At 43.2% G+C, this 19,746-nt stretch carries 16 protein-coding genes; 13 read left to right on the top strand and 3 right to left on the bottom strand.

The window, feature by feature from the left end; translation table 11 throughout:
* The first annotated feature begins 22 nt into the window (after window positions 1–22).
* From R2Q66_RS04190 to R2Q66_RS04145, 10 genes are all read left to right on the top strand, one after another.
* On the top strand, window positions 23–1,807 hold the full coding sequence (locus tag R2Q66_RS04190; protein ID WP_316746751.1) for a long-chain fatty acid--CoA ligase: 1,785 nt from the start codon (window positions 23–25) through the stop codon (window positions 1,805–1,807).
* Window positions 1,773–3,509 (top strand): gamma-glutamyltransferase, encoded by a 1,737-nt coding sequence (gene ggt, locus R2Q66_RS04185; protein WP_316746750.1) that lies wholly within the window; start codon window positions 1,773–1,775, stop codon window positions 3,507–3,509. Before R2Q66_RS04190 ends, ggt begins: the two co-directional genes overlap by 35 nt.
* 124 nt (window positions 3,510–3,633) lie before the next feature.
* Entirely contained in the window at window positions 3,634–4,950 is a 1,317-nt protein-coding gene (locus tag R2Q66_RS04180) for a DUF6089 family protein (protein WP_316746749.1), read from the top strand.
* Between the two features lie 275 nt (window positions 4,951–5,225).
* Window positions 5,226–6,062: a DUF6266 family protein gene (locus tag R2Q66_RS04175; RefSeq protein WP_316746748.1), complete on the top strand. Its 837-nt coding sequence runs from the start codon at window positions 5,226–5,228 to the stop codon at window positions 6,060–6,062.
* Between the two features lie 77 nt (window positions 6,063–6,139).
* Window positions 6,140–6,574, top strand: a complete 435-nt coding sequence (locus R2Q66_RS04170) for a MarR family winged helix-turn-helix transcriptional regulator (RefSeq protein WP_316746747.1) — start codon at window positions 6,140–6,142, stop codon at window positions 6,572–6,574.
* 4 nt (window positions 6,575–6,578) lie between these two features.
* On the top strand, window positions 6,579–8,984 hold the full coding sequence (locus R2Q66_RS04165; protein ID WP_316746746.1) for a 3-hydroxyacyl-CoA dehydrogenase/enoyl-CoA hydratase family protein: 2,406 nt from the start codon (window positions 6,579–6,581) through the stop codon (window positions 8,982–8,984).
* 26 nt (window positions 8,985–9,010) lie between these two features.
* The gene (locus R2Q66_RS04160; RefSeq protein ID WP_316746745.1) at window positions 9,011–10,189 is read left to right on the top strand and encodes an acetyl-CoA C-acyltransferase; all 1,179 of its coding nucleotides are present in this window, start codon (window positions 9,011–9,013) and stop codon (window positions 10,187–10,189) included.
* Window positions 10,190–10,198: 9 nt separating this feature from the next.
* Window positions 10,199–11,989, top strand: coding sequence for an acyl-CoA dehydrogenase family protein (locus tag R2Q66_RS04155; protein WP_316746744.1), 1,791 nt, complete (start codon window positions 10,199–10,201; stop codon window positions 11,987–11,989).
* Between the two features lie 150 nt (window positions 11,990–12,139).
* Window positions 12,140–12,607, top strand: a complete 468-nt coding sequence (locus R2Q66_RS04150) for an FKBP-type peptidyl-prolyl cis-trans isomerase (RefSeq protein ID WP_316746743.1) — start codon at window positions 12,140–12,142, stop codon at window positions 12,605–12,607.
* Window positions 12,608–12,617: 10 nt separating this feature from the next.
* Entirely contained in the window at window positions 12,618–13,526 is a 909-nt protein-coding gene (locus R2Q66_RS04145; RefSeq protein ID WP_316746742.1) for an FKBP-type peptidyl-prolyl cis-trans isomerase, read from the top strand.
* Window positions 13,527–13,540: 14 nt separating this feature from the next.
* Here R2Q66_RS04145 and R2Q66_RS04140 read toward each other — a convergent pair whose 3' ends face one another.
* The gene (locus R2Q66_RS04140) at window positions 13,541–14,848 is read right to left on the bottom strand and encodes a deoxyribodipyrimidine photo-lyase (protein WP_316746741.1); all 1,308 of its coding nucleotides are present in this window, start codon (window positions 14,846–14,848) and stop codon (window positions 13,541–13,543) included.
* A 2-nt stretch (window positions 14,849–14,850) separates the two neighbouring features.
* Window positions 14,851–15,768, bottom strand: coding sequence for a TIGR01777 family oxidoreductase (locus R2Q66_RS04135; protein ID WP_316746740.1), 918 nt, complete (start codon window positions 15,766–15,768; stop codon window positions 14,851–14,853).
* 152 nt (window positions 15,769–15,920) lie between these two features.
* Here R2Q66_RS04135 and R2Q66_RS04130 point away from each other — a divergent pair, with 152 nt between their 5' ends.
* Window positions 15,921–17,213, top strand: coding sequence for a DASH family cryptochrome (locus tag R2Q66_RS04130; protein WP_316746739.1), 1,293 nt, complete (start codon window positions 15,921–15,923; stop codon window positions 17,211–17,213).
* 18 nt (window positions 17,214–17,231) lie between these two features.
* Here the strand turns inward: R2Q66_RS04130 and R2Q66_RS04125 are convergent, their stop codons facing one another.
* Window positions 17,232–17,720: a hypothetical protein gene (locus R2Q66_RS04125; protein WP_316746738.1), complete on the bottom strand. Its 489-nt coding sequence runs from the start codon at window positions 17,718–17,720 to the stop codon at window positions 17,232–17,234.
* 336 nt (window positions 17,721–18,056) lie between these two features.
* Between R2Q66_RS04125 and R2Q66_RS04120 the strand changes: the two genes are divergently transcribed.
* Both R2Q66_RS04120 and R2Q66_RS04115 read left to right on the top strand, forming a co-directional pair.
* Complete coding sequence (locus tag R2Q66_RS04120; protein WP_316746737.1) at window positions 18,057–18,761, top strand: LytTR family DNA-binding domain-containing protein; 705 nt, start codon at window positions 18,057–18,059, stop codon at window positions 18,759–18,761.
* A 56-nt stretch (window positions 18,762–18,817) separates the two neighbouring features.
* The gene (locus tag R2Q66_RS04115) at window positions 18,818–19,696 is read left to right on the top strand and encodes a MerR family transcriptional regulator (protein ID WP_316746736.1); all 879 of its coding nucleotides are present in this window, start codon (window positions 18,818–18,820) and stop codon (window positions 19,694–19,696) included.
* The last annotated feature ends 50 nt before the right edge of the window (window positions 19,697–19,746 follow it).

Below are 19,746 nucleotides of genomic sequence, written 5' to 3'. Positions count from 1 at the left end.
TTAATTATAAAAATAACCACATATGGCTGTAAATATCACACGCGTATTTGATTTGCTTCAATACAATTTAGAGAATTTTCCCAAAGCGGAGTTTATCAGTGGTAAGGTTAAAGGGGAGTGGAAGAAATATAGTACAACACATTTTTGTGAAACGGTTGATGCTTTGAGCAGAGGACTGGTTGGCATAGGGGTAAAAAAAGGCTCCAGAGTAGCGGTTATGTCTGCCAATCGTCCGGAATGGAACATTACGGATTTCGCAATTGTACAGCTGGGCGCCTATCAGGTTCCTTTATATCCGACACTTGCCGAACATGATATTAAATTTATTCTGGAAAATGCGGAAGTGACTACCGTTTTTGTTGCCGATGAGCTGATCTATGAAAAAGTGAAAGCCGCATGTGCGCAGCTGAAACATGAAGTGAAAGTTTACAGTTTCAATCCGGTGAAGGACGTGGCTTCCTGGGAAGAACTGGTTGAAGCCGGAAAAGCACAGCCAGACCTTGACCTGGAAGTCTACCGTAAAGCCGTAACACCGGAAGACATCTTAACCTTAATCTATACCTCCGGCACCACCGGTACGCCAAAAGGTGTCATGCTTACGCATGATAACCTGGTGAAAAACTTTGAAAAATCTTCTGTATTGGTGCCTGAAGGACTAAACAAAGCCCTGAGCTTTTTACCCTTGTCGCATATTTTTGAACGCATGATCATTTACCTTTATATGTTTAAAGGATCAGCCATTTATTATGCAGAAAGTATGGAAACCATTGTGGCCGACATACAGTTCGTGAAACCCAATGCCTTCTCTACCGTTCCGCGTTTGCTGGAAAAAGTCTATGATAAAATCATGGAAAAAGGAAAAGCACTGACGGGGATCAAAAAAGGAATCTTCTTCTGGGCGTTAGCTGTTGCGGAGAAATTTGAATTTGATAACGGGCCTTTTTATAATTTCAAACTGAGTATCGCGAGAAAGCTGGTCTTTAAAAAATGGCAGGAAGCCCTGGGTGGAGAAATCGTGGTGATCGTTTCCGGAGGTGCAGCGCTAAACCCACGTTTATGCCGTATCTTCTGGGCGGCAGGAATGCCGGTATTTGAAGGCTACGGACTGACAGAAACTTCTCCGGTGATTACCGTAAACTACCACGGTGCCGCCAGATTTGGAACGGTTGGTCCTCCGATTGACGGGGTGGAAGTTAAAATTGCTGCGGATGGCGAAGTGCTGGCCCGGGGACATAACATCATGAAAGGTTATTATAACCAGCCGGAAATGACGGCCGAAACCATCGATAAAGATGGCTGGTTCCATACCGGAGATATTGGCGAATTGATCGAAGGCAGGTACTTAAAAATCACAGATCGTAAGAAAGAGATTTTTAAAACTGCAGGCGGTAAATATGTAGCGCCACAAATGCTGGAAAATAAACTGAAAGAATCGCCATTAATCGAGCAGGTGATGGTACTCGGTGAAAACAGAAAGTTCCCATCGGCCTTGATTATTCCTACTTTTGCGGCTTTAAAAGCCTGGTGCGAGAAAAAAGGAATCCCTTATACCACCAATGAATTAATGATCAAAGACCCATCGGTCTTGAAAAAATTCGATGAAATTGTGGCTTATAGCGGCAAAGAATTTGGTAAATGGGAACAAGTGAAACGCGTAGCCTTGCTTTCCAAAGAATGGAGCATCGAAGGCGGTGAACTGACCCCGAAATTAAGCTTAAAAAGAAAGGTCATTCTGGAGAAAAACGGAATAGTGATCGAGAAAATATATACGGATGCAGCAGATTATAAGGCACAGACTAGTGAGTAAAGAAAGGTTGTTTTTAAAAGTTAATGGATTTGTGCTGATTGCGGCCTTCCTGCTTTCAGGTTGTGCCGGCAGCGGGCCTGTTAAAAACAGTAAATCAACATACCGCAATGGGATGGTGGTTACCGCCAGTCCTTTTGCTTCTAAAGTAGGTCTGGATATCCTGAAAAAAGGCGGTAATGCTGTAGATGCAGCCGTAGCCATACAGTTTGCGCTGGCCGTCGTATATCCCAATGCCGGAAATATCGGTGGCGGTGGTTTCATGGTCTACCGTGCTGCTGCTGGCGAAACCAATACCCTTGATTTTAGAGAAAAAGCAGGTGCTGCGGCTTCCAGAGACATGTATCTGGATCAATCCGGTGCCCCGATCGTAGATAAAAGCCTATATGGCCCACTGGCATCCGGAATTCCTGGATCCGTAGCCGGCATGGTTGCCGCGCATCAGAAATATGGAAAGCTGCCCTGGGCAAAGCTTGTGGAACCGGCAATTTTGCTGGCCAGAAAAGGTTTCCCACTGAGCGCACAGCAGGCCAATGAATTAAACGGTTTGGCAGCACAGCTTCAACAATTAAATCCCGATGGGACGGCCTTACTGAAAACCGGTAAATGGGCACCGCAGGACTTATTGATCCAGGAAGAGCTGGCTGGTACGCTGGAGCAGATCCGCGACCATGGAAAAGCCGGTTTTTATGAAGGTAAAGTCGCAGATCAGCTGATTGCCGAAATGAAACGTGGAGGTGGGATCCTGACCAAATCAGATTTACAACAGTATGAGGCCGTTTGGCGAAAAGCCATTACCGGTGCTTACAAACAATACCAGATCATTACCATGCCTCCGCCTTCCAGTGGTGGTATTGCCCTCATTCAATTGCTTAAATCCGTGGAACCTTATCCTTTGAAAAGATGGGGTTATCAGCAGGATTCTACGGTACAACTGATGGTAGAAGCCGAACGCAGGGTTTACGCAGATCGTGCAACTCACCTTGGTGATCCCGATTTTTATCAGGTTCCTACTCAGGGGCTGATGGCAGATCAATATGTGAAAGATAGAATGAGCAGTTTTAACTGGTCGAAAGCCAGTTTGAGCAGCGCGGTTAAAGCGGGTGAACCGAAAGGAAAAGAACACGAAGAAACCACCCATTTTTCTATTGTCGATCAAGCGGGAAATGCGGTATCGGTAACGACTACTTTGAACGGTTCCTATGGTGCGGTTGTATTGGTTAAAGGCGCAGGTTTTTTGCTTAATAATGAAATGGACGATTTCTCTGTAAAACCCGGTGCGCCAAATATGTACGGATTAATTGGTGGCGAGGCCAATGCCATCGCTCCCGGCAAGCGGATGTTAAGCTCCATGACCCCTTGTATTCTCGAAAAAGACGGGAAACTGTTTATGGTGGTGGGTACACCTGGTGGATCAACGATTATAACGTCTGTTTTTCAGACCATTCTAAATGTGGTCGAATTTGACCAGAATATGCAGCAGGCGGTATCAAATAAGCGGTTTCACCACCAATGGTTGCCTGATTTGGTTTATGCAGAGAAAGGAGCGATTGATTCCCTTACCCGCCTTAAACTGGAGTCTAAAGGCTATAAAATAGAGCCAAGAGGCCCGATGGGTAGGGTAGACGCGATTCTAAAAACCAAAGATGGAAGTTACCAGGGTGGCGCAGACCCCCGTGGCGACGATCAATGGCTGGGTTGGTAGCTGTCTAAAATTCTGCACACTTACCCCCAAATTACAGTCGTTTAAAGCAGTTTAAATAATTGGCCTGAGTATTGAAATGAGTTCGGTGATTAAACATTGTAATAATAATTTCAATACTTATCTTATGAAACAAAATTTTATTAAAACCCTGCCTGTAGCTATTGCTGCGCTCCTAATCGGAGGTTCTGTTCAGGCTCAGGACCAAACAGGTGCAAAATCTAATGAATTGACGACCTGGTCAATTGGTGTGAATGCCGGAGTTTTAACTCCATTATCTCCGTTGGGTGGTAAAAATGATTTTTCTAATATGAAATCTAGTCTGGGTTACGGATTATATATCAAGAATCAGATTACTCCATATTTCTCCCTTCGTTTAGACGGGGTTAGAGGTAAACTGAAAGGTGATAACTCGGAGAACTGGAAAAGCGGTGCGCCAAATACAAGCGCTGTAAATGCTTTCGAAACTGACCTTACTTATTCAGGAAGTTTAAATGCAGTAGTAAATTTATTTAACATCAGCATGTTCAATGCCAACAGTGCGGTACAATTGTACGCTTCTGCGGGTGCTGGTTTAGCAGGTTACAAAGTGAAAACTTCGGCAGCTGCTAATGGTCCTTTAGTGGATTATGCAGGTGATAAAACCATTTCTGAATTGATCATTCCTGTTGGATTAGGTGCTAAATTCAAATTGGCAGAACGCGTAAACTTAGATTTAGGCTGGACAGTTAATTTTGTTGATGGTGATAACCTTGATGGTGTTTACCGTGGTAACAACGATAAATATAACTACGGCTATGCAGGTTTAGAATTTGCTTTAGGCAAAAAAGGTGCAAAACAACTAGCATGGAACAATCCGGTAGCTTTAACTTACGAAGAAGCATTAGCGGCTAAACAAATTGCAAATTCATTAAAAGCCGACAATGATAAATTGAGAGCTGAAATGAATGATCTGTTGAAAGATACAGATGGCGATGGTGTTGCTGATAAATTGGATAAATGTCCAAATACACCAGCAGGAGTCGTTGTTGATGGTTCTGGTTGTGCTTTAAAAATCCCTGTTCCGGTAATTCAGGAAAAAGTAATCATCACTGAAGCTGACCGTAAGGTAGTAGAAGAGGCGATTAAAAACTTAGAATTTGATTTAGGAAAAGCAACAATCCGTGCTAAATCTTACCCTACTTTAAACCGTGTTGCGGCATTGTTAGTAGAGAAAAACTTTGCGCTTAAATTAGCAGGTCATACTGATAATACAGGTTCTATGGCTTTAAACATGCGTTTGTCTAAAGAAAGAGCAGAAGCTGTAAAAGCTTATTTAGTATCTCAGGGTGCTAATCCTTCTCGTATTGAAGCAGTAGGTTATGGTCCAAACCAACCAATTGCAACGAATAAAACTGCCGCTGGTCGTCAGTTAAACAGAAGAGTAGAATTTACACTTTACTAGACTGTATTCTTATCATTTGAAAACCGCCTTACCTTAACTGGTAAGGCGGTTTTTTTGTGCAGGAGATTTTAGTTTGGTGATTTCCTGTGCTGCCTTTCTGGTAAGTTTCTGGGGCCTTGCAGGGCAAAATTGCCTGTACGGCCTGAATTAGACCTGCATCGGGTTGGTGTAGGGTTGCTAATTTATTTAGTATTTTTAACACCAATCCATAGGATATCTTGTTGTTTAGTAGTATCTTGGTTAAAGTCAATACAGACGAATTAATCCATAATATCATGGCAGTATGCAAAGTAGGCCCATTTGGGCATCCTTCGGGAAAAATAGGAGACCTGGTGTTTTATATGTCAAGGGGACAGGCCTTATGCCGTAGTAAGGGTAAACCGGGGAAAGCGACGCTGAAACAAAAGGGGAACCGGGAGGAGATGGCGGTAACGATGGAATTGTTGAAGCCCATGAAGGATTTTATCAATGTGAGTTTTAAGCTGGAGGCGGAAGGTTCGCTTAGAAATCCGCACAATCTGGCTACTTCTTACAATAAAAAACAGGCTTTAACCGGGGTATATCCCAACATTAAGGTCGATTATAGTAAAGTTGTGCTGAGTAAGGGTGCATTGGAAATGGCAGCAGACCTGAAAGTCAGCAAAGAAAGGGATGGCTTGCGCTTAACCTGGGATTCTGGTATTGAAGCAAACGGGCTTCCGGATGATCTCCTGCTGGTCCTGGTTAGTCACCCGGGGAAAAAACGTGCCAGTACCTTTCTGAATGCTGGAAAAAGGGAAGATGGGTCTTGTTTTATCCCCCTGGATAAAGACTGGATGATCAGGGAGCAAATGGAAGTTTATGTGTGTTTTAAATCCGCCAATGAAAGATTAATCTCTGATAGTTTTTATGTGGGTAACCTGAATGGTGCTGCGGATACTGCGGAACAGATCGCAGAAAAAGCGAAGTATCAGACTGTTAAATCCCGTTTTGATCAGGTTGCTGCGGATTATGAAAAGAAAAAGATGGACTATGCGGAGGGGACTGTCGGGAGCAAAGCTTTCCGGTACCTGGAAAAGGAATATCTGGTGTTAAAAGATAAACTGACACACCTGCCCGGGAAGCCTTCCTGATCCTTTTCTAATTTTTTTTTCTTTGCTTGCATTTGATTTATTTATTCGATAGCTTTGTTATGCAAGCATAGTAATTAATGAAACAACAAGAGACAGTAGATTATTTCCTGAAGGTGGTTTGGCAGAACGTTTCCAACACTTATAATCAGATCGCTTCCGGGTTCGGAATCACGCAGGCCATTGGCTATGTGCTGATCAATATTGAAAAAGAAGGTACCGCTGTTTCCAAGCTGGCGGGATTACTGGGCGTTAAGGCAACCAGTTTATCACGAATGCTAAACAATATGGAAGAACAGGGGTTAATATATAGGGAAACTTCTATCGGCGACAAGCGTTCGGTGAAAGTTTTTCTAACTGATCTGGGCCGTGAGAAAAGAGCGCTCGCAAGGGAAGTTGTGATCTCTTTTAATGAATACCTGAACACCCATTTTAGTACGCAGGAAAAGAACAATTTGATCTCTTCTTTACAGAAACTGAATAAACTTACACTGGCATATAAAATTCCTACTTAAAATTATGAACAAGAAGATAAATAGAGTAGCAGTATTGGGCTCAGGTATTATGGGTTCACGTATTGCTTGTCACTTTGCGAACATTGGAGTTGAAGTACTTTTACTGGACATTGCTCCAAAAGAACTGAGCGCGGAGGAGCAGTCCAAAGGACTAAGCCTGGACCACCCGGCAGTGAAAAATAGAATTGTAAATGCTGCTTTGCAAAACACGGTGAAGACTAATCCTGCTCCGGTGTATACCAAAAAGGTGTTGAATAAAATTACCACAGGGAATTTTACCGACGATATGTCAAAGATCAGTACATACGACTGGATCATTGAGGTTGTGGTAGAGAATCTTGATATTAAAAGAAAAGTATTTGAGCAGGTAGAGCAATTCCGTAAACCGGGTTCTTTAGTGACTTCCAATACTTCGGGTATCCCGATTCACCTGATGGCAGAAGGTAGGTCTGACGATTTCAAAGCGAATTTCTGCGGTACCCACTTTTTTAACCCACCGCGTTACCTGAGGTTACTCGAAATTATTCCTACGCCGGATACCCATCCGGAACTGGTAGATTTCTTAATGCATTATGGCGACAAGTTTTTAGGAAAAACAACAGTTTTATGTAAGGACACCCCGGCATTTATTGCCAACAGGGTAGGCGTATATTCGATCATGTCGCTATTGCATTTGGTAGAGAAAATGGATCTTACCGTTGAAGAAGTGGATAAATTTACCGGTCCGGCATTAGGCAGACCAAAATCCGCGACTTTCCGTACCACAGATGTGGTTGGTTTAGATACCATGATTAAAGTATCGAAAGGACTTTACGACAATTGTCCGGATGATAAAGCCCATGATCTTTTTAAGCTTCCCGCTTATGTAGAGAAAATGGAAGCCAACAACTGGCTAGGCGATAAAACCAAACAGGGTTTTTATAAAAAAACAAAAACTGCTGATGGCAAAACAGAAATTCTGGCCCTGGATTTAAAAACCCTGGAATACCGTCCTCAGGAGAAAGTGAAATCAGCTACGCTGGATATCACCAAATCTATAGAGAATGTAAAAGACAGAATGAAAGTTTTTGCCGCAGGAAAAGATAAAGCCGGAGAATTGTTCCGCGCCTCTTTCTTCGGATTGTTCGAATATGTATCGGATCGCATTCCGGAAATCTCTGATGAGCTGTACCGGATTGATGATGCCATGCGTGCCGGCTTTGCCTGGGATTTAGGTCCTTTCGAAGTTTGGGATGCCGTAGGTATTGCCGAAGCGATCGAAGGCATGAAAAAATACGGACACGAGGCTGCGCCATGGGTTCATGAAATGCTGGCTGCCGGTCATACGACCTTCTATAAAGTAGAAGATGGCGTAAAAAAATATTACGACATTCCTGCTAAAAGCTATAAAGCGGTTCCGGGAACGGAAGCCTTTATCATCCTTGATAATTTAAGAGCCAATAAAACCATCTGGAAAAATGGTGGTGCTTCCATCATTGACCTGGGCGATGGCATCCTGAATGTAGAGTTCCATTCTAAAATGAATACCATTGGTGGCGATACCTTACAGGCCATCAATAAAGCAATAGACCTTGCCGAAAAAGAATATAGAGGGGTAGTGATCGGAAACGATGGCGCCAACTTCTCTGCCGGTGCAAATGTGGGCATGATTTTCATGATGGCCGTGGAGCAGGAATGGGAGGAACTGAATCTTGCGATCCGCATGTTCCAGAACACCTCGATGCGCATCCGTTATTCGTCGATTCCGGTAGTGGTTGCCCCGCATAATTTAGCGCTGGGTGGGGGTTGTGAATTTAGTTTACACGCCGACCATGTGCAGTTGAATGCGGAAACTTATATGGGACTGGTAGAGTTTGGTGTTGGGGTAATTCCTGGCGGTGGCGGTACTAAGGAATTTGCGTTGCGTGCTTCTGATGAGTATAAAGCCGACCAGATTGTACAAAATGTGTTGAAAGACCGGTTCCTGACGATTGGTATGGCCAAAGTTTCCACTTCCGCGGTAGAAGCTTTTGAGCTGGGTTACCTGCAACAGGGAAAATATTCGATTACGATGAACAGAAGCAGGTTGATCGCGGATGCGAAAGCAAAAGCTATTGAGCTGGCAGATGCCGGTTACACGAAACCGGTGCCTAGAAAAGATATTCTGGTATTGGGAAAACAAGGGCTGGGCATCGTTTATGCCGGCGCAAATACCATGTATTCTGGTCAGTATATTTCTGAACATGATAAGAAAATCTCGGAAAAACTGGGTTGGGTAATGTGTGGTGGAGATCTTTCCGCACCAACGGAGGTTACAGAACAATATCTGCTGGACCTGGAAAGGGAGGCCTTCCTGTCGCTTTGCGGTGAACGTAAAACGCTGGAACGTATTCAAAGTATTGTGACCAAAGGGAAACCTTTAAGAAACTAATTTTTTTCTATTAAAAGACACAGATCATGCAAGAAGCATATATTATAGCAGGATATCGTACCGCAGTAGGCAAGGCTCCACGTGGTGTATTTCGTTTTACCAGAGCTGATGATTTAGCAGCTGATGTGATCAGACAGCTGGTGGCCTCGGTGCCCAATCTGGATACCACACAAATTGATGATGTGATTGTGGGTAATGCAACTCCGGAAGCAGAACAAGGCCTTAATATTGGCCGTATGATTTCGCTGATGGGCCTGGATACGGATAAAGTGCCGGGGGTAACGGTCAATCGTTATTGCGCTTCCGGTTTGGAAACGATCGCAACTGCGGTAGCAAAAATTAAAAGTGGCATGGCAGATTGTATCATTGCCGGTGGCGTAGAAGTAATGTCGGGCATGCCTTTTGGCGGATGGAAAGTAGTTCCAAATGCAGGTGTGGCGATGAAAAACCCGGATTGGTACTGGGGAATGGGCTTAACTGCTGAAGCGGTGGCCAATGAATATAAAGTGAGTAGGGAAGATCAGGATGCTTTCGCTTTTCAATCGAATATGAAAGCGGTGGAAGCGATTAAAAATGGTCATCTGAAAGCTGGTGTTGCGCCCATCACGGTAGTAGAAAATTACCTGGATGCCAACATGAAAAAGAAGACCCGCAGTTATGTGGTGGATACGGATGAAGGGCCAAGAGCAGATACTTCGCTGGATAAATTAGCGAAACTGAGACCTGTTTTTGCCGCTAACGGTAGTGTAACTGCCGGTAATTCTTCTCAGACTTCGGATGGTGCTGCTTTTGTAATGGTGGTTTCTGAAAAGAAAATGAAAGAACTGGGTGTGGATCCGATTGCGCGTTTAGTAAGTTATGGGATTGCCGGTGTGCCGCCAAGAATTATGGGTATCGGCCCGATTGAAGCGATTCCAAAAGCCTTGAAAATGGCGGGTATGAAACTGGAAGAGCTGGATTTAATTGAGCTGAATGAGGCTTTTGCTTCTCAGTCGCTGGCCGTGATCCGCACGTTAGGGCTGGATACCGAAAAGGTAAATGTAAATGGTGGTGCCATTGCACTCGGTCACCCACTGGGTTGTACCGGCGCCAAATTATCCGTACAGTTATTTAATGAATTGAAACGAAGGGATCAGAAATATGGTATGGTGACCATGTGCGTGGGTAGCGGACAAGGGGCTGCCGGAATTTTTGAAATGCTTTAATAAGATATTATGGAAACTACAGACAAAAAGACAATTAACGGTGGAGCGTTTTTAATCACAGAAACCGATTTCCAGGATGTATTTATTCCTGAAGAATTTGATGAAGAGCAGCAAATGATTGCGCAGACCTGCCGCGATTTCCTGACCGCGGAAGTTTACCCAAACCTGGAGCGTATTGATGCGCAGGAAGAAGGTTTGATGCCTGCGTTAATGGATAAAGCGGGTGCCCTGGGTATTTTAGGTGTTTCTATCCCCGAAGAGTTCGGTGGTTTTGGGAAAAACTTCAATACTTCGATGCTGGTTGCGGATGTGATTGGTGCAGGTCATTCTTTTGCCGTTGCCCTTTCTGCACATACCGGAATCGGTACTTTGCCGATTTTATATTATGGTAATGAAGCGCAAAAAGCGAAATATATTCCTAAACTGGGAACGGGTGAATGGAAAGCAGCTTATTGCTTAACAGAGCCAAATTCTGGTTCGGATGCCAATTCCGGAAAAACTAAAGCAAAACTTTCTGCGGATGGAACGCATTACCTGATCACTGGTCAGAAAATGTGGATTACCAATGCTGGTTTTGCGGATATCTTTATTGTGTTTGCTAAAATTGATGACGATGCCAACTTAACCGCTTTCATTGTAGAGCGTGATTTTGGGGGCATTACCATGAATCCGGAAGAACATAAAATGGGGATCAAAGGTTCTTCTACGAGACAGGTTTTCTTCAATGATTGCCCTGTTCCTTTAGAAAACATGCTTTCTGATCGCCAGAATGGCTTTAAAATTGCCGTAAATATTTTAAATATAGGAAGGATTAAATTGTCGGCCGCAGCGATTGGTGCTTGTAAATCGGTGATCGATACGGCTGTTAATTATTCCAATGAAAGAATTCAGTTCGACCGTCCGATTTCTAAATATGGGGCCATCCGTTACAAATTAGCGGAAATGGCCGCAAAAGTATATGCCGTAGAATCTGCAAATTATCGCGCTGGTCAGAACATTGACGATGCTTATGAGCGTTTGGTGGCCGGTGGAATGGATGCCAGTAAGGCCAAACTGAAATCTACAGAAGAGTATGCGGTAGAGTGTGCGATCCTGAAAGTATGGGGTTCGGAGGTATTGGATTACGTGGTTGATGAAGGGGTACAGATTTACGGAGGTATGGGATTCTCTGCGGAAGCGCCGATGGACCGTGCGTATCGTGATGCCAGGATCAACAGAATCTTTGAAGGTACCAACGAAATCAACAGGTTACTGACTGTAGATATGATGCTGAAACGCGCGATGAAAGGGGAGTTGGATCTGATGACGCCTGCTACGGCCGTGGCTGCAGAATTGATGTCTATTCCTGATTTCGGGGAGGAAGATGATGCCTTGTTTGCCGCAGAAAAGAAAATCATTAAAAACCTGAAAAAGGCGACTTTAATGGTGGCCGGTGCTGCGGTTCAGAAATTGATGATGAGCCTTTCTAAGGAGCAGGAGATTTTGATGAACATTGCCGATATGGCCAGCTACGTTTATGTAGCGGAATCAGCGATGCTGAGAACCGAAAAACTGGTAAGCCTGCGTGGAGAAGCGGCCTGCGAAGGTCAGCTGAACATGATGCGCATTTATTTTGTAGAGGCTGTGGATGCGGTACAAAAAGCAGGTAAGGAAGCGCTTTGGGCTTTTGCCGATGGCGATGAACAACGCATGATGATGGTGGGCTTACGCCGCTTCACCAAAATGGAAGCTTTCAATGTGAAGGAAACCCGTCAAAAGGTAGCACAACAGGTGATTGCAGCCAATAAATATTGCTATTAACGCATTGATTCATAATTAAACTGGACGCTCTTAATCTGATTAAGGGCGTTTTTTTTGTGCTGGTTTTTCTATTTGTTAAAATTGGTTAAATATTGCGGCATAGCCAATAAAAGACTATTTTTGTCTATTATGTTTAAAAACAAGATTTTGTTGTCTTTACTTCTTTTGTGCGGTTTATTTGCTGCATGCGAGAAAACACCTCCTTATGATGTGGTGAAACAGCAGGAACTGGATGCTTTAATCATAGAGAAATATAAGGAAAAAGCCGGACTGCTGGATCTGACCGTAGACCCTTCCGGGTTGAATTATGGGATTATATCGATTGGAACGGGAGCAGATTTCCCTACAGACGCAGATAGTATTGTGGTTCGCTTTGAGGCGCGTATTTTAGGCCAGGAGGCGGCTTTTCAGTCCATTTCGGCCACGGATTCTGTGACGTTAAAACTGGGGACTGCCATGGAAGGCTGGCGAATCGGAATGCCAAAAATTAAAACAGGAGGCCAGATCAGAATGATCATTCCTTCTGCTTTAGCTTACAAGGATTTTGGGAGTACCGATAACAGAATTCCGCCATTCTCCATATTAGATTATACCGTTACGCTAATGCATATAAAATAGAAAATACAAAATGATTAAAAAGTTATCACTTTATACCTTTGCCTTACTGGCGACAATAGTTATTTTTAGTTCCTGCAAAAAGGATTATACAACTGTTCAGATGATGGATGAAAACATTCTGACAGACTTTTTCAAAAAAAACAATATCAATGCGATTCCAGATTCAGCAAAGACCGGTTATTATTATGTGCTTAATCAGCCGGTAGCAGTTCCGGGAGATCCTGTTGCGGAGGTTTATAAGCTTTCAGATTCGGTAAGATACAGCATTACTTTAACGGGTTTCTCTAATGGAATCGTTTACCTGAGCACGCCTGCACTTCGTAATGAAGGTCAACGTGTAGGGACTACCTTCGGATTTTATGGTAAAGGAATTCCTGCGATTTCTCAGGTGTTGAATAAATTAAAACCAGGTGGTAGCACTAAAATTTACCTGCCTTCTTATCTGGCTTTCGGTAAAAATGGTTTTCCAACAGCGAACATTCCTTCTAATGAAATTATGGTCATCAGCATTACCACGTATAAAGAATCGCAGAAAGAATTGGATGATGTTCATTTGAAGGCTTATATCGCGGCAAACTCCTTTACTGATGTGATTAAAGATGCTTCTGGTATTTATTATCAAATCCTTGCGCCAGCTACGGGTACTGATCCGATCACACTGATTTCATTGGTGAATTTTAGTTATAACCTGAAAACATTAGATGGCGGTGTAACTCAGGATGCGACCACGACCTTTGCGCCTAAAGATTTGATTCCGGCATTCAGAATTATGATGCCTAAATTTAAAAAAGGTAATAAAGTAAGGATGTTCCTTCCTTCTGTGTTGTCTTATGGAAATAGGGCTCAGGATGGGACTAATTCTTTTCCTGCAAACTCCTGCTTAGATTATACGGTAGAAATATTAGCGGTAACGCCATAAAAAATAGGGCGGCATTATTCATTTAATGCCGCTTTGAAAACTTTCAAGACCCTTTCTCTGGCAAAAGCATGTTCCACACAGGGTGGGACGTGCTTTAGTTGTTTATAGGCAGGGACCCAATGGTCTACATATTTCAATTGAGGATCAAATTTCTTCATTTGAAGCTCCGGGTTAAAGACCCGGAAATAGGGGGCTGCATCATTCCCTGATCCGCAGGCCCATTGCCAGCCCCCCACATTGCTGGCCATCTCATAATCCAATAGTTTTTCTGCAAAATAAGCTTCCCCCCAACGCCAGTCGATGAGCAGGTGTTTACAGAGGAAACTCGCCACCACCATGCGTACGCGGTTGTGCATATAGCCGGTTTGGTTGAGTTGTCGCATGCCGGCATCTACTAAGGGATAACCGGTATTTCCCTGGCACCAGGCTTCAAATTCTTCCGGTCGGTTTCTCCACTGGATGAGGTCGTATTTCGGTTTAAAGGAGCGTTCTGCGGTATGTGGGAAATGCCATAAAATCATCTGGTAGAAATCCCGCCAGGCTAATTCCGAAATCCATTTTTCTGCGCGCTGTGTTCGTGCTGTTCTTAAGGCTTTACGGATGCTGATGGTGCCAAAACGCAGGTGAACGCCGATATGTGAGGTGGCATCTGCGGCCGGAAAATCCCGGTTTAGCTCGTAACCTTCCAGCTTATCCTCGAAATCTTTACCTGGAAATGTTTGACTGGTTGCTTCAAATCCGAGGCTGGTTAAGGTTGGAATCGGGAATGGGCCGGCTGGCCAGAAATTGGAAAAGTATTTTTCTGTGGGGTAGGCACTGGCGTAAAAGTTGTTTAACTTTTGTTGCCACTGACGGAAATAGGGGGTAAAGACGGTATATGGCAGTCCGTCGGATTTGGTGATTTCGTTTTTCTCGAAAACCACCTGGTCTTTATAGCTGTGGAAACTGATGTTTTTTAACTGGACTTGCGCCTGGATGGCGGCATCTCTTTTGATGGCATCAGGTTCGTAATCATGGTTGGTATATACGGCATGGATCTGGTAAGTTTCGCAGAGTTCTGCCCAGATTTCTTTCGGATTTCCGTGTTTAATCAGGATGGACGTTTTTTGATTTTCCTGGAGCTTCGTGTTAAGTTCAGTTAAGGTTTGATGAATAAAACTGACCCTTGCATCCTGCTTGTTTTCCAACTTTCCGAGGATATTTTTATCGAAAATAAACAGCAGTAGTGTTGGGTATTCGCTTTTCAGGGCATGGTAAAGGGCAGCGTTATCGTCGATTCTCAGGTCTCGTCGCAACCAGCAGATGTTAATTTCCGGCTTCATGATTAGGGTTTATTGGGCTTGTAAATATCGGATAAAGCGGATTCCAATTGCGAATATTTAAATTTAAATCCGGTATCCAGTAATTTTCGGGGAGAAGCATTGTTGCTGATCAGCACAATTTCGCTGAGTTCTCCAAGAATGATTTTTAAGACAAATTCAGGGACGTTGATGGGCCATACCGGCCTGTGGAGTTGTTTGGCAATGGCTTTGGTTAACTCGAGATTGCTTGCCGGATGAGGCGCACAGGCATTGTATGGGCCTTCAAACCTTTGGTTTTCTACAGACTGACTGAACATCTCCAGGATATCATCGATATGCACCCAGGGCACCCATTGTTTTCCGCTGCCTAGTCCGGCCCCTGCAAAATAGCGGATTGGCTGTTCCATCGCTTTGAGGGCCCCTTCATGGTGGGCAAGGATGAAACCTATCCTCCATTTGACCACACGGATGCCCATCGCAAGGCCTTCATCTGCGGCAGCTTCCCATTGCCGGCAGCAACTGGCCAGAAATCCGGTTCCATTGGGATCTGCTTCGGTTAATATTTCATTGCCGGCATCGCCATAATAACCAACTGCTGAAGCGGAGATGAAGTTTTTTACCGGGGCGTTTTGCGCTTTGATGGTTTTATAGAGGAGTTGCGCGGATAAAACCCGACTGTCGACAATCTTTTGTTTGCGTTCTTTGGTCCACTTTTCTGAGGCAATGTTTTCCCCGGCAAGGTGAATAATCGTGTCTACACCGGTTAAGCAATCCGGGTCTATCGTCGCTTTACTGACATCCCATAAATAGACTTTTACGTCTTTTATATTGGCCATTTTCCTGGAAAGGATGGCTACCTGATGACCTTTTTCCAATAAAATCCGGATGAGTTTCTGACCAATCATCCCGGTGGCTCCGGTAATTAAGACCTGCTTGTTCATATTTATATAACCCCTTAATTGTGTTTTAGTTTAATATTGCTGATTTATCTGCAAATGTTTGTTTCGCTTATGTAAATATTACTTTATGGATTCGTACTAAGCTAAAAATTCGTATATTTTTGTTAATTGTTATGTCAGTTACTCAGTCCTTAATGAAATCTAAAAGAATACTAGTCTGGTTTAGAAATGATCTTCGATTACACGACAATGAAATGTTGGTTGAAGCGCTTGCTAAATCTGAGAGTATTTTACCGGTTTATTTTTTTGATCCTCAGTATTTTCAGGAGACTAGATTTGAAACTTTAAAGACAGGCGTCCAAAGGGCGAAGTTTTTACTGGAAAGTGTGGCAGCTTTAAGGCTGTCTTTTCAACAGTTGGGTGGAGATATTTTGTTGGTTCATGGGAGTCCGGAGGATTTTATGACGAAACTGGTGACTGATTTTGACATTTCTGAAGTCTACCACCATCGGGAGGTGGCTCCGGAAGAGACCTTAATCTCTACCCGGATGGAGGATCTTTTATGGAAACAGAAGATCAACCTCAAACATTTCATCGGTCATACCTTATATAATAAGGAAGACCTTCCTTTTCCGATTAAGGATATTCCAGACGTTTTTGCACAATTCAAGAAGAAAACAGAGCGCGATGCGATGGTGAAAGCTTGTTTTCTGAGTCCGGAGGAAATCACCTTTGTAGAAAATGAAGATTGGGGTACTTTGCCAACACTGGCTGATTTAGGTTTTGAAGTAGTTAGCGATGATTTTGGGCCGGATGTGTTTACGGGTGGCGAAGCTGCCGGATTAGCACATTTGAAAGAATTGTTGCTGGAAGGTTCGGAGATTCATCAAAAGCCATTGAAAAATGCCGGAGATAAGCCCGGTTTTTCTTCCAGATTATCAGGATGGCTTTCTTTAGGCTGCTTATCCCCAAGGAAAGTATATTGGATGTTGAAAGCTGCGGAAGCTGAATTTGGTGGCAATGCGAATTTCAATCAGATTCTTTTGGGTTTACTTTGGCGCGACTATTTCAGGTTCATGTTTAAAAAGCATGGTATTGCGTTTTTTCAGGAGCCGGAAGCGGTAGAAAAAGAGCTTTTTAGTCCTGCGGATATCGAAAATCCAGATTTACTGAAATGGAAAAACGGGGATACCGGGCATCCGATTATCGACCGCTATATGCAGGAGTTGAATGCACATGGTTTTATTCCCCATACCGGAAGGTTACTGGTTTCTACTTTTCTGATCCATATTTTAAAAATTCACTGGACCAATGGGGCGGTTTATTTTGAGGAAAAGCTGATTGACTATGCGCCGGCAAGCAATTGGGGGAATTGGGCAAATGTTGCCGGCGTAGGGAAGGACTTAAAGTCGAAGAATACTTTTGATCTGGAAAAACAGATCAAATTATTGGAAACACTCATTTCAGACACGCCCTCCATCGCTTAAGCATTATTTCTTATTTAATTAGGATTTAGGGAGGGTATCGATCTCCGTAATATCGTCTTCTGTTGCCCTGAGGGTGATAATTTTTTTGTTATTTTCTATATTGACTACCCATACTAATACCGATGGTGTGTTTACCCTGATCGCGGAAGTGATGTCATAGTCTTCATAATTTTTTTGAATTCGTTCCCTGATGATGTCCGGAATGTTTTTTTCTGTACCATAAGCAAGGTGGTAAACCAAATTTCCATTTTTTGTAAATACGGCTTTGTTTTTTTGGTCATTGAGGATGAAGTTGACCACAAACCTTTTGTTGATTTCCACCCAGCTGGGCTCCGTAGCATCCTTAAAAATTTTATTGAATGAGTTGGATACCTTTTCTGTAATCATTGCTTTTGTCGCATTCCCCTTAATGGTTACGGTTTCCAGATTGATCTGGGCATTGGCATTTTTCAGCCCCATGAAAAGCATGGAAGCGATCATTGCCAGGGAAATTATTAATTTTTTCATTTCAGTATAGATTAATTGTAGGGTAAATATCGCGGGAATAAACACACTAAAAATCAAATTTATCCGGATGCCGGATATCCAGGTTTAGACTACCTGTTTGTCTGTCTGAAACGAGATGTGGCCTTTAAATTGTGATTGAAGGCCGAAATCAGGTTGTTCATGAGCGCTTTATTGTCGTTTATTGAAAAACGTTTTTCGCACTGAAGTGTTATTAAACAATTGCCGGTGTTTTCTGTTTTAATACGGTACAAAATTCATCCCTGATTCTGATTGTTGCAAAGGTTTTGTTCCAAGCTGTGGTTCAATGTTTTTATAATTTTTCAAAGGGTGTAAGGTATGAACTTGAAATGTTTACTAGTAGATGATGAATTAATTGCGCAGAAGATACTCCGGCAATACATTGGTCTTGTGGATCAGCTGGAATTGGTAGGGGTCTGTAGCAATGCCTTTCAGGCGATGGAAATCTTAAAGACGGAGAAAGTCGATTTGATCTTTCTGGATATCCAGCTGCCAAGGTTGCTGGGAACGAGTTTGATCAAGACGCTGCAACATCCGCCAAAAGTAATCTTTGTTAGTGCCTATGGGGAGTATGCGGTAGAGGCCTTTGAACTGGATGCCCTGGATTTTCTATTGAAACCGGTTAGTTTGGAACGCTTTTTAAAAGCGGTAAATAAAGTGATCGACAAAGGTGTTGTTCCGGAAGAGCGGAATTCGGGTGCTGACCGGGAGTTTATTTGTTTTCGGGCCAACCGGAAGACGGTAAAAGTATTTGTTGACCATATCATCTATATAGAAAGCATCAAAGATTATGTTAAAATATACCGGGATCAGGAATCACCATTATTGGTCAAGTATTCCTTAACGGCATTGGAATCGACCTTATCTCATCATCAGTTTATGCGGATTCACCGGTCTTTTATTGTTTCCATCAAACGCATTACCGCTTTTACCAGTTATGATGTGGAGATAGATAACCTTGAGATTCCGATAGGCAGGCGTTTTGCAGCCCAGGTAAAACGACTTTCTTTAATGAAAGGATAGCCTGGTTCCGCATTGTTTTTTAAACAAAGCACCTGGAGGTTTGTTGTCTGTGTATCGTGAGGAAATTTTCAATAAGTGATATCGAGGGGCTGATCGGGATTAAAGCACACACCATCAGGGCCTGGGAGCTGCGGTATAACCTGGTCCCGGCAAAAAGAACCCATACCAACATCCGTTTTTACAATGAGGAAGACCTCCGCACATTGCTCAATATTGCGGCTTTAAACGACCATGGTTATAAAATCAGTAAGATTGCGCGAATGAATCTGGAGGTTATTTCCGATCTGGTACTGCAATTGAAAATCGATTTAAACCCGGAGTCCTTGCAGCTGATGAGTTTATGTAAAACCATGATTGCTTATGATGAGACGGAATTTGTGAAGCTTTTAAATGGCTGTATAGCAGAAATGGGTCTGGTTAAAGCAATGGATCTGGTGATTTTCCCTTTCATGAAAAAAGTAGGGATGCTTTGGCAAACCGGCGCCATTGATCCTGCACATGAACATTTCGCTTCCAATCTGATCCGGGAACGGATCATCATCGAGATTAATAAGGTGGGGGAACCTCAGCGTGCTACCTCTAAAAAATTCCTTCTTTTCCTTCCCGAGGCAGAAATGCATGAAAATGGCCTGCTTTTTGCCCGTTACCTGTTGAAAAGCCGGGGGCACGATAGTTTGTACCTCGGATTAGAGACACCCTATTCAGATTTGAAGAAAGTAGCAGATTCGTACCGGCCAGATTTCGCTTTTACGGTTTTAACTTCCTTAAACCTGGGTAAAAATGTCAATAAAATTATAAGCAAAGTGATGGATCACCTTAACGTGCCCCTGTTAGTTGCTGGCAGTTTAATCTCTGAATTTGATATCCTTGTTCAAGATCGGCTAACGCCGCTAAAGAATGTCCGTGATATGACGGATTTTTTGGAATATTTATAAAGAAAATTGCCCTACTTAATAGGTAAAATCCTAATTTTGCTTCAATATAG

Origin of the sequence: Pedobacter gandavensis (assembly GCF_032677645.1) — a bacterium.
GTDB classification, from domain to species: domain Bacteria; phylum Bacteroidota; class Bacteroidia; order Sphingobacteriales; family Sphingobacteriaceae; genus Pedobacter; species Pedobacter gandavensis_A.
Note: the sequence above shows the minus strand (reverse complement) of the source record. Positions and strands in the feature narration are given on the sequence as shown.

Excerpts from the sequence above, each read along its gene's own strand:
- R2Q66_RS04180 (WP_316746749.1), top strand. The coding sequence starts at position 3,634 with ATGAAACAAAATTTTATTAAAACCCTGCCTGTAGCTATTGCTGCGCTC.
- R2Q66_RS04190 (WP_316746751.1), top strand. The coding sequence starts at position 23 with ATGGCTGTAAATATCACACGCGTATTTGATTTGCTTCAATACAATTTA.
- ggt (WP_316746750.1), top strand. The coding sequence starts at position 1,773 with ATGCAGCAGATTATAAGGCACAGACTAGTGAGTAAAGAAAGGTTGTTT.
- R2Q66_RS04140 (WP_316746741.1), bottom strand. The coding sequence starts at position 14,848 with ATGAAGCCGGAAATTAACATCTGCTGGTTGCGACGAGACCTGAGAATC.
- R2Q66_RS04145 (WP_316746742.1), top strand. The coding sequence starts at position 12,618 with ATGATTAAAAAGTTATCACTTTATACCTTTGCCTTACTGGCGACAATA.
- R2Q66_RS04170 (WP_316746747.1), top strand. The coding sequence starts at position 6,140 with ATGAAACAACAAGAGACAGTAGATTATTTCCTGAAGGTGGTTTGGCAG.
- R2Q66_RS04125 (WP_316746738.1), bottom strand. The coding sequence starts at position 17,720 with ATGAAAAAATTAATAATTTCCCTGGCAATGATCGCTTCCATGCTTTTC.
- R2Q66_RS04160 (WP_316746745.1), top strand. The coding sequence starts at position 9,011 with ATGCAAGAAGCATATATTATAGCAGGATATCGTACCGCAGTAGGCAAG.
- R2Q66_RS04165 (WP_316746746.1), top strand. The coding sequence starts at position 6,579 with ATGAACAAGAAGATAAATAGAGTAGCAGTATTGGGCTCAGGTATTATG.
- R2Q66_RS04175 (WP_316746748.1), top strand. The coding sequence starts at position 5,226 with ATGGCAGTATGCAAAGTAGGCCCATTTGGGCATCCTTCGGGAAAAATA.
- R2Q66_RS04120 (WP_316746737.1), top strand. The coding sequence starts at position 18,057 with ATGAACTTGAAATGTTTACTAGTAGATGATGAATTAATTGCGCAGAAG.
- R2Q66_RS04135 (WP_316746740.1), bottom strand. The coding sequence starts at position 15,768 with ATGAACAAGCAGGTCTTAATTACCGGAGCCACCGGGATGATTGGTCAG.
- R2Q66_RS04130 (WP_316746739.1), top strand. The coding sequence starts at position 15,921 with ATGAAATCTAAAAGAATACTAGTCTGGTTTAGAAATGATCTTCGATTA.
- R2Q66_RS04155 (WP_316746744.1), top strand. The coding sequence starts at position 10,199 with ATGGAAACTACAGACAAAAAGACAATTAACGGTGGAGCGTTTTTAATC.